This is a genomic window from Amycolatopsis coloradensis, from assembly GCF_001953865.1.
In the GTDB taxonomy this organism is placed as follows: domain Bacteria; phylum Actinomycetota; class Actinomycetes; order Mycobacteriales; family Pseudonocardiaceae; genus Amycolatopsis; species Amycolatopsis coloradensis.
In genome coordinates this window covers 216,233-227,524 of the sequence record NZ_MQUQ01000021.1, presented here as the reverse complement: position 1 = coordinate 227,524, position 11,292 = coordinate 216,233, and the positions used below count along the sequence as shown (strand labels likewise).

The window sequence follows — 11,292 nt, the reverse complement described above, 5'->3', positions numbered from 1 at the left end:
AGTCCGTCACTGATCCACTGGTGATCGCCCTGTATTCGGTCGTGAGCCCGCCGACGGCTTGCTCGGCGTGAGATGTCCCACGTCTTCGCGGTCCCGGGAGCACAGTCCCCGAGTCGATTGCAGCTGTGTTACGGGGGCAAGCCGTTGCCCATGGTGGCGTCGAATACCTGGTGTGACCTCGATCATCGAAGGGGCGGGGCGGTGGTTCTTCAGCGAAGGGGTGCGGTGACGCGACACTCCGGACCGATCCTCGGCGGCATCGTCGAGAACAAGGAGCTCAGCTGGCCACCTGACGGGTGGAGCGACTGCCCGATCGAACGGAAGCAGGCACGACATCATGGTCTCCACCGAGCTGCACTTACAGGCCGGCTTCTGGACATGCCGCGACGGACGCTTCGCGGCATTGTTCCTCGAAGGCGAAGCACCCGATCGGCGACATGGTGACGTCATGATGCGCGACGCGTTGTTCCGAGTCGTCCTCGCCCGCGGCTTGAAGCTGACCACCGACCTCCGGCACTTCGCCGCCGTCCCGACACCTGGATGGCGTGCCCTCATCGACCACACCGGCGCGGTGACCCTGGACTGGCCACACCACTGGCCGCTACTCGACCACGTGCCCGTCGACCTGCCCCACGACTGGATTCCAGAGGCGACACAACACGGCATCGTGCTGCTGTTCGTCGGATGCGGCATCGGACTGCCCGAATCACCGGACACCGGTGCGCCCCCGTTGATCGAGCGCGTGACCACTGTCGCGGAATCCGGGGCACTCGCCACAGGCGCCGCCCTACTCCGTAACACGGCCCGAGCGCGACTGGCAGCTTAGGTTACTGCTCCTACACTCGCGGCAGATCGACATCACGCAGCTGCGTGCCAGGTCCGGGATGCGGCTTGAGGTCGAGTACATGACGTGCCGCAAGCGCTGACCGTGGTGGCGCTGTGGTTCGCGGGGATCGATCCTGATTTCGGCTACCGTGCCGCCCTGCCGGCCACCCGCTGTAACGGTGAGCAGCTGTCTCGGCCTATGTCATCCGGAAACGGCTACCAGCTTGATGGGGTTCAGCCGGACTTTCCCAGCAGGTTCCCCAGAAGTGCGGTGATCGTACGGCGGTCGGTGGCACCCAGTTTGCCGCGGATGCGGGCCATGTGGTGTTCGACGGTCTTGCTGGAGATGTGCAGGCGTTCACCGATTTCCCGGTAGGTGTACCCGTCGATGACAAGGCGGCCGATGTCGGTTTCTCGCGGGGTGAGCGAGGGCGCCTCGGTGGGTGGCGGCGGTTGCTGGTCCGCGCTCGGGCCACTGCCGAGCGGAAAGTGTTTGGCCGCGCGCAGCAGGGTCACCATGACGGCGCGGTCGGTGGCGCGGACGGCGGCGTGACCGGCGAGCCGGGCGGCGTCCCAGCGCAACCCGGCGCGGTGCAGACCTCCCGCCGCCGCGAGCACGGTGTCGACCTGGACCGAACCTCCCAGCACCGACAACCATTTCGTTCCCGCTGCTGCGAACGCGGAGGCCAGGTGGCCGGGTGCCGGCTGATCGGCGAGCTGACGAAGAGCGACGCGCGCGCCTTCCCGGTCACCGGCCACGATGGCCGCGTGGAAGACCGACCAGTCGAGCCACGCGGACCACAATGCCGGACGACCGTGCCGCGCGAGCAGGGCGAAGGCGTGACCGCGGTGTGCCTCGACACGGAAGCCCTCCTTCATCCGTGCTGCCGCGACAAGCAGTTCCCCCAGCGGCAGCAAGGTGAAGAGGTCGACGGGCTGTCTCATCATCGCCTCGTACGCGGAGGCCCACTTCGTGCGGAACGCGCCCGGCGTATCACCTCTCCTCACGAGCCCGAGTTCCAGCGCGTGGAGGAACAACACGTCGCGGGGCGTGAGGGAGCCGTCGTGGCCCGCCGCGGCTGAGCGGTGCGTTTCCGCCGCGGCGAGGTCACCGCGGAGCAGCTCGGTCCAGCCGAGGAGCAGGGTGTGCCGGATCCCGGGAGCCGCCCGGCTCAGCACGCCGTGGGCGAGGTCGAATTCCGCCGCGTGCAAGGCGACGAGCGCGGTGAGCGCGGCGGGTGAATCCGGGAGGAGGTGCCCGGTATCGGTGGCCTCCGCGGCGTCGGCCGCGGCCAGCAAGGTCGTCAACGCGACTTCAGTGTGCCCGCCGACCGAGTCGCGGATTCCGTCGAGCAGCCGTCCGGCGACATCACCGTACGCCGGAACGGGTTCGGTGAGGACGCTCCTCTCGGTTGTGGTGGTCTCTCCGAGCGCGATCCCGGCGAGGTCCACCAGCGGCACCGCGCCTGGTTCCTTCGACCAGCGCAGCAGTTCCGCGCCGCGGGCCAGATCACCTCGCCGGGTCATGATCGTGCCCGCGACCAGCGCGCCGCGGCTGCGATGGGCCGGCTCGGCGGCGCTCAGCAGCTCATCGGCGAGCCGCAAGGCCACGTCGTGGTGTCCGGCGAGGACAGCGGCATGAGCCCAGCCGGGTGCCAGCCGGGACCGGGGGCTGCCGCCGCGTGCGGCGGCGGCGTAGAGCTCGGCGGCGACAGCGGGCTCGTCGTGGACCGCCTCCGCCGCGGCCGCTTCGAGCCCGGCCCGCACGATCGCGCCGCCCGCGCCGAGCCGCTCGAGCTCCCGGGCGATCGGCAGCACCGGTTGCCCGGTGCGCAGCAGGTCCTCCAGCAGCCGCACGAGCACGGTGAGCACGCGGTCGATGCCGACATGGTCGCGTACCGCACGCGCCACCAAGGGAGGCACCGAGTCGTTCGCGGCGAGCAGACCGGCGGCACGGACCTGGTCCACAATGCCGGGGACGTGGTCACGGGATCGGCCCAGTGCCGTCCCGAGCAGCTCTACGTCGCGGGCGCCACCGACGGCCGCCACGACCAGGTAGGTCAGCCCCGGTTCGCCGAGCATGTCCAATTCCGCGCGCAGTTCGTCGATCAGTTCTTCGACCGTGGGCACCTGGAGGCACCGGGTCACCAGTCTGGGCACGCCCGCGGTCAGGCGCCGGATCGATTGCGCGCGTTCGGCCGGGATCCGGCCACCGGCGAACCTGGCCACGTCCGCGGCGTTCCAGGCGGGCAGCCGGATGTGCCGGGTCGTCGCCGTCACGAGGCCGGTGGCCATCGCCCCGGCCGCGCCGGGAGTGTGGGTCAAGACCATCCGGGTGGCCGCGCCCGCCAGGCCGGCCAGAACCTGTCCGGTGCGCGGCGGCAGGGAGTCGACGTCATCGAGCAGGATCGCTACGGCGGAAGCGACGGTGGACGGGAGCAGGTCCTCCCGAGTGATCACGGTGACACCGGCGTCACGATAGTGCCGGGCGACGGCGGCCAGCGCCGTCGTCTTCCCGTGGCCGGGCGGACCGGAAAGGACCGCGCGGACGGGACCGGCCGGTGTGGCGTCGATCCCGGCCAGCAACTCGCGCAACTCCGGCGGCAGCGGCTCCTCCACCGTGATGCCCCCTCCCGCGTCAGGCGGCCCCCAAAGACCACACGGTGGAGTTTCGAGCCGCGCTTCCCGCCGGATGGGCGCGATGACTCCCTGTTGTCGAATGAGAGCCGGGTCACACCCCCGAGAGATCCCCTATCGGGTGATCGACTCCCCTCAGGGGTTCTCGAGATCACCATCAGGCGTCACACCCGATGTCCGGCACCCCGGTCGGGACCTAACGTCGATCCGGCCGATAGCCCGGTTGCCATCGGCTTCACCGTTCCCCACAGAGAGCCCGGTCGATGAACCCCACGCAGTCGCTGTACGACTTCACCCTCAACCTGCTCAACGACCCGTCCGCCCGTGAGTCCTTCGGGAACAACCCGCAGCAGATGTTGACCGACGCCGGCCTCGGTGACATCTCCGGCGCGGATCTGCACGACGTCCTGCCGCTGGTCCTCGACTACGCGCCGGTGAACTCCCTCGGCGGGCAGAACGGCCTGGACCTCGACTCGATCACCTCCGGTCAGGCCGGCGCGATCGAGCAGCTCCAGGCGCTCACCCAGAACCTCGCGCTCGGTGACAACACCACCGAGAACAACGTGCTCGGCGCGGTCGGCGGGATGACCGCCATCACCCAGAACGCCGCGGCCCCGTTCACCACGGCGGGCGACCTCGCCGGCGACATCGACAACGTCGGCGGCGGTGAGATCGCCCCCGTCGGCGCGGTCACCGGTGCAGTCGGAGACGTCGCCGGTGGAGACGTCACCGGAGCGCTTGACGGCGGCGACCTCACGGCCGGCCTGCAGGATGTCTCCGGCCTGAACTCGGCGATCGAGGGCACCCAGGGCGTCGGCTCGACAGTCGGCGACCTCACCGGCACGCTGGGCCTCGACACCGGCCTGGGGAACACCATCGGAGGCGTCACCACGCACGGCGTCGGCGATGTCGCCGGGAACGTCACGACGCACCTCAACGACATCGCGAACGAATCGGCCGTCGGCAACGTGACCAACCACATCGGCGATGTCACCAGCCATGTCGGCGACATCGGCTCGCACGCCGCCTCGGTCAACGACGTCCACGACGTCGTCAGCAACATCGGCAACGGCGCGCTCGGCGGTGGCATCGCGGCCGACCTGAGCCACCTCACCATCGGCTCCGGAAACGACGTGCACGTCTCCGAGTGACCCAGGCGTGACCAGGTGAAGGGGCACAGGGACAGCGATCCCAGTGCCCCTTTCCGCGAGCGTCCCGGTCCAAACGGGTCACCCGACACCCCCAGAACCGGCGCGTGGCCAGTGTTTCGTGCGCGTTCACGACACACGGGACACACCCGGTCTGTCGTATGACGGCGGGACGGGAAGGAGATCACTCGTGTTGGGCAAACGCTATGCCGCGTCGATGATCAACCGGAGTCGACGTCCTCGCCCGCTGGCAACCCGCCGTGCGGCCCATCAGGTAGCGGGAGGTCCGGGATGATCCGGCCCCACGCGATCACGGCTCGCCGATCCGGGTCGTGACGCCCGCTCCTCGGTGTAACGACCCGAGGCCGGTACTGGCGTCTGCGTCATTACTCCGAAAGCGCGAGCCGCCAGCGCGCCGGTCACCTAGCCTTTTGTGTGTGATCGCTGTCTTGGCTGGAGTCATCGGTGCGCTGTTCGGTTTCTCGGGTGCCCTGCTCGGGGCTTGGATCAAGAGCAGGGGTGAGCAGCAGCGATGGCTGCGCGATCAGAAACTGACCGGTGCCGCCGAGTTGGTCAGCGCGGGCACCAACATCTTCGAGCTCCGCCACGGCAACAAAGTCTTGCTCGAATCATTCGAACCAGGCGAGCTGCGTGAGTGGCAGACCCAGTTGCAGAAGAACCGCGCGGCCATTCACTTGCTGTGCGCTCAGGAGACTCGTGATCACGCGGACGCTTTCGTCAAGTCATGTTGGCGCGCGAAGACCGGTGACCGGGAGCACAAAGACAAGACCATCGCGGCACTGCGCGCGTTCACCACGTCGCTCCGTAAGGAAATCGGCAGCGAGTGATCATCAAGCCGCGCGGATCACATTTAGCAGCGGCGAGAGCAGCCCAGCCACGACCAGGGGTGTCGCGGCGGGGATCTTGGCGGCCAGGAAAACCAGCGCGTACAGCACACCGAACACCAGCACCGTGAACTGGATCAGCAGCATGACCGCGAGCCGGATCACTCAGGACGTAGTGCGACAACCAGGTTTAGCTGGTGTTGCGGCGAGCAGTTCGGCCAAGGATTGTCGGGCGGGCGGCGATGTGCTCGTCCGGTTCGTAGAAACACACGTTCTCGTTGCCGATCTCGACAGTGTCTTGCGGCATAAAACAAAGAACTCGCAGGACTTCCACCCTTCCGGGATTGGTGCGCTCCTGGCCTCGCTCACAGCGCTAGCGGAGCGAGTGCCCCTCGGCTGCCTGTTGCAGCGTGTTCCACAGGTCTATCACCAGATCGACTTGTATGGGAGTCAGGCCGTAGGCCTTGACGAAGTCCTGGACCTGCTCGGGGTTGCTGAGCAGGCCGGGGCGTTCGGTGTCAGGCAGGACGACGCCGCCTTCGGCGGTCAAAGCGGCGGGAAGGCCCGTAGCTCAATGGGTGAGCCGAAACAGCCACGCTGACAGTCGGTGACGGAGGCGCGCGAAAGTCAGGCCACCATCGTGCGCGAACATTGCTTTCCCTTTGGACCACTGTCCCTTGTGGATCCGTCGGATCCTGCCTGTACGTGTGATCGCCTCCTTGGCCTATTCGCGTACATGCATAAATGAAACGTTGTCGGCGGTAACGGAAAGTCCGAATCGTCACGCACAGGTGGTACCTCTGTCACTCAACGTGTGGGACCTGTGACTTTCACGCAGCGAAGTCAAAGCCTGGGTCGTTAGGGTGACGAGCGACGGCACGTTCGGACGCTCACCAGCATCCGCGCCGTGGGTGCACTGGCCACCGCCTCGGCACCATCCGGTCGCTATCTGCTCTTTTCGCTTTTCGCACCCGTTTACCGTCATAGAGGAGCCGTTCATGCCTGCTCTTTGGAGAAGGCGTACATCCAACTCTGGGTGGGTCCTGCGGTCACCCGCCCGTTCCCTCGTCACCATTATGGTGGTCGCCGTCGCCTTGATGGTCCAGGTTCCGGCTGCCGCCTACCCGCCGCAGGTTCTCGTATTCGTGGCCAATACCGGATCGGACAACGTCACCGTCTACGACACCCGGCTCGGCGAGGTGATCGCGACCGTTGGCGTCGGTGACGGCCCGGTGGGAGTGGGCGCGACGCCGAACGGTGATCTGGTCTACGTCACCAACGAGCAGTCCGACTCCGTGTCTGTTCTGGACACCCGCACGCAGATCGTCGCCGCCACGATCCCGGTCGGCGACCAACCGTTCGGCGTGGCGGCCACGGGCGCGTACGCCTACGTTTCCAACTTCGGCTCCGACTCGGTCACGGTGATCGACATCGCCACGCAGAAGCCGGTCGCCGAAATCCCGGTCGGTCGCTTCCCGCACACGCCGATCGCCAGTCCGGACGGCAGCCGCGTCTACGTCACGAACAACGGCGCGGCGAGTGTGACGGTGATCGACACGAGGATCAACAAGCCCGTCGGCACGATCCCGGTCGGCCGCTTCCCGGCAGGCATCACCATCGGGGCACGCGGCGACCGGATCTACGTCGCCAACACCGGCGATGACACGGTCACCGTCGCCGGTGCCACGTCCGGCCGCCCCAACGCCACGATCCCGGTCGGCGACGCGCCCATGGGCTTGTCGGTGACGCCACGCGATGTCGTCTACGTCGCCAACGCGGGCGCCGACACCATTTCGGTCATCAACTTCCCGAACGCGGGCACCACTTCCACCTCCCCGGTGAACCGACGGCCGGAGGGAGCCGCCGCGGCCCCTGACAACAGCTTCGTCTACATCACCAACACCGCTTCGAACACGATGTCGGTGATCGACACCGCCACAGCGAAGCAAATCGCACTGGTGCCCGTCGGCCAGCAGCCGGAAGGGGTGACCGTGACCGGCTGAGTCGCACCGCGAAGACCTGTGCCGTAGGTACCGCGAGCACAGGCTTGAGTCCTTGTCTGGTCTGCTGGTGGAAGGCGTCTCCTGCCGACCAGCCGGTGCACCCGATCCATTCGTCGATGACCGCCCGCTACCGCACCCGCCTGTCAACCGCGAAAATCGATAGCGACGAAGGAAACGTGGCGATGCTGCGCGAGTGCACCCGGCAATGCTGACCGCATGGGCTGACGTACCCGCACCGGGTTCCGCCGCGCGGAGGTTCGCGCGGTTCTGGCCGCCGCGCCAAGCCGCTCCTTGGACGCGATCGCCCACTGCCGGATCTTGACCGACGCGGGCCGGTTGCGACCGCGTCGTCTACCTCGCTGGAACGCACGACATCGCGCGCCCGCACGCGGAGATCTACCCGTCGTTTCCCTGCTGTGGCCCGGCGATCGCCGCTGTGCGTGCATGACCACGAGCCGGACCGGGATCAGCAGTGTGCACATCGGCAGGCGCAGATGCAGGGGCGATGCGCAGCCCGTCCCCGGCGGTCTCCAGCATCCGCGACCAGACCACCCCGAGGTAGACCACTTGGGGGAGGACGACCACGTGGTTGCGGGCACGCGCGGAGTGAGGTTGCCGCACCCGCGGCGCAGAGGCCGCGGAGACGAGATCGCCGGACACGGTGAGGATCAGCCGCGCGGTGCTGCGCTTCCGCCGAGAAGCTCGCGGTGGCCGCACTTGAGGGAGACCGACCCTACGGCAGCGAGAGTGCTCGCTCGCGTGTTGCCGCCGGAAACGCGTGATGCGTTGGCTGCTGCCCACCGTCGAAGCAGCCACCGAACACGCGAAAACTGGTGGACAGCCCGGATCTTTCGCCCGCCGCTGGATCTGCTCATGCTTTTCATGCGAAGAGAGCGGGATTACCAGCTGGCCAATGCCCGAGGACTACACACATCCGCACGACGTGGACCCCGAAGTCGTCACTGTCATCGCCGACTGGCTCAGTACCCACAGCCGTCCCGCCCACTGTTGACTCACACAGTTCAGGACATCGGCCTAGGCATTCGGTGGCGCGCCGTCGGAGCTAGAGGAGGGGAACGGCGTCCTACGTCCGAGGACGGTCCGAGCCGAGCGGGGCGGTAAGCGCCGCGGCGACCTCAGCGGCGTCGGTGATCCGCGCCTGGGAGAACGCCACGTAGAGCGGGCTCCGATGGCACTCGCAAGTCACCGACGGCAGGACAGGCGGCGTGCCGTGGGGGAGAGGACGGCAAATCGGGTCGCGTACCCGCGTCGGCGGGTGGTGAGTTCGCGTAGCCGATTGGCCGCTGGAAGTATCACGAACCCAAACGGCCTTTCGGAGGCGAGCTTCTCCGGACATCACACCTAGGCTGCTTCGAACGGAACCCTTAGCGACGCGCGCAGATGGCGTTGTCGACGAGCCTGCTCACGGCTCTCAGCGCCGGCTCCGGGTTCCATAGGGAAGGAAGCAACCCCAGAGTGGTCGCGCTGACCGTGACGCTGCGCTCGCCATCGGTAGTGACCCCGAAAAGGGTGTAATAGCCGTAGACGACACCGTTGTGGGACAAGTACTCGATACCGCATGAAGCCGTCAGTATGCCGATGCCGAGAGCGTAACCTCCGCTGTGCGGATCGAGCCGGACCAGTTCGGCTTGTTGCGCCTGGCGCAGGAGTCTTCCACCGGCCAGCGCGGCGGCGAACCGGTTGAGGTCGTTTGCGGTGGTGATCAGAGCACCCGCGGCATCGAACAACGACGGATTCACGATCGTGACGTCGAAGTGGGAACCGTCCGGGTGGTGTTCGTAGCCCCGGGAATGCGGGCCCAAGAGCAACGGCGATGTTCCCGGAACGCTAGTGCCGGTCAGGCTCAGCCTGCGCACCAGCCGGTCGCGTACCTCGGTCGCCCACGTGCGCCCGGTGATGCTGTGGATCACCATCCCGGCGAGAACGTAGTTGGTGTTGCTGTATGCCCAGCCTCGCCCGGGCGGAAACTTTGGCGGCCGAGTGATCGCCTTGGCCACCAGGTCACGCGGCCGGTGAGTGTCGAAACGCCGCTCGTCGAATTCGGCGACGGTGGACGGGGCGACGCCCGGCCCCAGGTAGTCGGACAACCCGCTCGTGTGCTGAAGCAGCCGGCGAATCGTGATTTTCCTGCCGTCATTGCCGTTGGCGCTGACAACTCCGGGCAACCACTGGTCCACGGTGTCTTCGAGGGTCAGCCTGCCTTCGCCGACCAGTTGCAGAAGTACGACTGACACGAATGTTTTCGTCACGCTCCCCGCGCGGAACCGGCCCTCGAACGGAACCGGTCTGCCGGACCGCACGTCGCCCACGCCCGCGCGGGCCTGGACAGCACGACCGCCGACGGTTATTGCCGCCGCCACGCCGGTGACCCCGGCGGCATGAACGGCACCGACGTCCCGCTGTAACCCCACATTGGCGTCCACCGCCGTCGCGGTTGGCGGTGACGCGACCGCCATCATGATCACTGCCGCCAACCCCGACCAGGTCCGCTTGCTCATCCGGTCCCCCTCACTCGGAATGCTTGTGGCGCCAGCATGGCCGCTTCGCGAAACCGGCAGATCCATCGCGGGAATGAGCTTGGTCCCTCCCGGTGGGGAACCTCGTCACTCACGACTGACGTATCGCCATCGGACCGTCTCTGATCGCTCGTGCCGGCGACTGTCGTCTTCGGGTGCGAGCTTCGCGACGTGGATCGCTTCGTAGGTGGTCGTGGTGGGTGCGGTCAATCAGGGCCTTTGCTCTACGAGGGCGAGGGGCACGGTGTCTGTCGAAAGGGCACCCGTACGGTGCTTCCTTGACTCAAACGACAGCCCCGTTCGGCCACGTGGAGCTGGGCGAGCTGCCGTAGACCGATACGTGCGGGATCGGGCGGACCCCGCCAGCGAGAACGGCTCAGCGACGCAGGAACCGAAGTGCATCTCGAGGTTCAAAGCCATGGCCGATCGGCGGCATGGACGCCCTGTCGAGTACTGCAGATTTCTTTTGTACGTATGAACACCGCCCCCCAGCGCCGATCCAGGTGGCCGCGGCGCGCCTGAATGAGCAGGTCGCCAGAGTGACCATGACGAAGGTGCCGGAGTGCGACCTCCACCGGAGCATGTCGGCGGCGGCCTGCGTGAATTGTCGGTGCTGGATGCGATGATCCGCGCGCCCGAGACTCGCTTGGGCTGGGTGGGTACCCAGCTGGGTGGCGGTATCGAAGCAGCACCGCCACCCAGCGCTCGCTGGACCGGCCTGGATCTCGGAGCAGTCCTCGGCTAGGCCTGGTCATGCCGGAGCGTCGTCGATCGCTGCCGAATTGGAGTGTTCTTTCCCTAGGGTGACGACTCGCGACTGGGTCTTGTCGACCAGCTCCTCTGTCACTTCGGTCCATCCCGGCGGGTACGGCGGATCGACGGGAACCCACTGTTGCCCGGAGGCCTGTAGATCAAACTCGATCTTGGCGTTCTTGAGGTTGAGCTTGTGCGGCCGCGCGAACTCCGCATGCCCGAGCGCAGGATCGCCGGTGAACATCGCCCCGCCGAACTCCGCCACACCTTCGAACCGGGCGCGGGCGAACGAACTCGTCTTGGCGAACAGCGTCGACGTGAACTTCGCGTCGTCGGCGAAGCAGGTGTCGGTGAACCGGGCGATACTGTGAAACCCCGCGTGCACGAAGACCACCTTCTCCGAGAAGCATGCCTTGGAGAAGAGCGCTGGCCCAATGAAGCGTGCGTCATCGAACCGAGCGGAACCGAGACGGCGCCCCCGCAGGTCCACGTCGATGAGTACAGCACCACGGAGGTCGAGCGGGTACGTGGCGAGGTCTTCGAG

Annotated in this window: 10 protein-coding genes; 6 read left to right on the top strand and 4 right to left on the bottom strand. The window is 67.1% G+C overall.

Features of this window, described 5'->3' with window-relative positions; all coding sequences use genetic code 11:
• Window positions 1–337 precede the first annotated feature (337 nt).
• Window positions 338–826, top strand: coding sequence for a hypothetical protein (locus tag BS329_RS35435; protein ID WP_076167136.1), 489 nt, complete (start codon window positions 338–340; stop codon window positions 824–826).
• 233 nt (window positions 827–1,059) lie between these two features.
• Here the strand turns inward: BS329_RS35435 and BS329_RS35430 are convergent, their stop codons facing one another.
• Window positions 1,060–3,444 (bottom strand): helix-turn-helix transcriptional regulator, encoded by a 2,385-nt coding sequence (locus tag BS329_RS35430; protein WP_084750582.1) that lies wholly within the window; start codon window positions 3,442–3,444, stop codon window positions 1,060–1,062.
• A 281-nt stretch (window positions 3,445–3,725) separates the two neighbouring features.
• Here BS329_RS35430 and BS329_RS35425 point away from each other — a divergent pair, with 281 nt between their 5' ends.
• Both BS329_RS35425 and BS329_RS35420 read left to right on the top strand, forming a co-directional pair.
• Window positions 3,726–4,613 (top strand): IniB N-terminal domain-containing protein, encoded by an 888-nt coding sequence (locus BS329_RS35425; RefSeq protein WP_076167133.1) that lies wholly within the window; start codon window positions 3,726–3,728, stop codon window positions 4,611–4,613.
• Between the two features lie 434 nt (window positions 4,614–5,047).
• Complete coding sequence (locus tag BS329_RS35420; protein ID WP_076167185.1) at window positions 5,048–5,458, top strand: hypothetical protein; 411 nt, start codon at window positions 5,048–5,050, stop codon at window positions 5,456–5,458.
• A gap of 3 nt (window positions 5,459–5,461) precedes the next feature.
• Here the strand turns inward: BS329_RS35420 and BS329_RS43590 are convergent, their stop codons facing one another.
• Window positions 5,462–5,602 (bottom strand): hypothetical protein, encoded by a 141-nt coding sequence (locus BS329_RS43590; RefSeq protein WP_158075859.1) that lies wholly within the window; start codon window positions 5,600–5,602, stop codon window positions 5,462–5,464.
• Here BS329_RS43590 and BS329_RS35415 point away from each other — a divergent pair.
• Together BS329_RS35415 and BS329_RS35410 are read left to right on the top strand one after the other, a co-directional pair.
• Window positions 5,601–6,056, top strand: coding sequence for a hypothetical protein (locus BS329_RS35415; RefSeq protein WP_143253324.1), 456 nt, complete (start codon window positions 5,601–5,603; stop codon window positions 6,054–6,056). The genes BS329_RS43590 and BS329_RS35415 overlap by 2 nt on opposite strands.
• 475 nt (window positions 6,057–6,531) lie before the next feature.
• A complete protein-coding gene (locus BS329_RS35410) occupies window positions 6,532–7,458 on the top strand; it encodes a YVTN family beta-propeller repeat protein (protein ID WP_076167129.1) in 927 nt (308 codons plus the stop codon).
• A 1,385-nt stretch (window positions 7,459–8,843) separates the two neighbouring features.
• Here BS329_RS35410 and BS329_RS35405 read toward each other — a convergent pair.
• On the bottom strand, window positions 8,844–10,043 hold the full coding sequence (locus BS329_RS35405) for a serine hydrolase domain-containing protein (protein WP_208619324.1): 1,200 nt from the start codon (window positions 10,041–10,043) through the stop codon (window positions 8,844–8,846).
• Between the two features lie 514 nt (window positions 10,044–10,557).
• On the opposite strand from BS329_RS35405, the gene BS329_RS42975 reads away from it, so the two are divergent.
• Entirely contained in the window at window positions 10,558–10,740 is a 183-nt protein-coding gene (locus tag BS329_RS42975; protein ID WP_143253323.1) for a hypothetical protein, read from the top strand.
• Window positions 10,741–10,746: 6 nt separating this feature from the next.
• On the opposite strand, the gene BS329_RS35400 is transcribed toward BS329_RS42975, so the two are convergent.
• On the bottom strand, window positions 10,747–11,238 hold the full coding sequence (locus BS329_RS35400) for a pentapeptide repeat-containing protein (RefSeq protein ID WP_143253322.1): 492 nt from the start codon (window positions 11,236–11,238) through the stop codon (window positions 10,747–10,749).
• Between the last annotated feature and the right edge of the window lie 54 nt (window positions 11,239–11,292).

What these genes read in the sequence shown, in the direction of transcription:
- BS329_RS35435 (WP_076167136.1), top strand. Translation starts at nt 338, where the DNA reads ATGGTCTCCACCGAGCTGCACTTACAGGCCGGCTTCTGGACATGCCGC.
- BS329_RS35425 (WP_076167133.1), top strand. Translation starts at nt 3,726, where the DNA reads ATGAACCCCACGCAGTCGCTGTACGACTTCACCCTCAACCTGCTCAAC.
- BS329_RS35415 (WP_143253324.1), top strand. Translation starts at nt 5,601, where the DNA reads ATGACCGCGAGCCGGATCACTCAGGACGTAGTGCGACAACCAGGTTTA.
- BS329_RS43590 (WP_158075859.1), bottom strand. Translation starts at nt 5,602, where the DNA reads ATGCTGCTGATCCAGTTCACGGTGCTGGTGTTCGGTGTGCTGTACGCG.
- BS329_RS35410 (WP_076167129.1), top strand. Translation starts at nt 6,532, where the DNA reads ATGGTGGTCGCCGTCGCCTTGATGGTCCAGGTTCCGGCTGCCGCCTAC.
- BS329_RS35405 (WP_208619324.1), bottom strand. Translation starts at nt 10,043, where the DNA reads ATGGATCTGCCGGTTTCGCGAAGCGGCCATGCTGGCGCCACAAGCATT.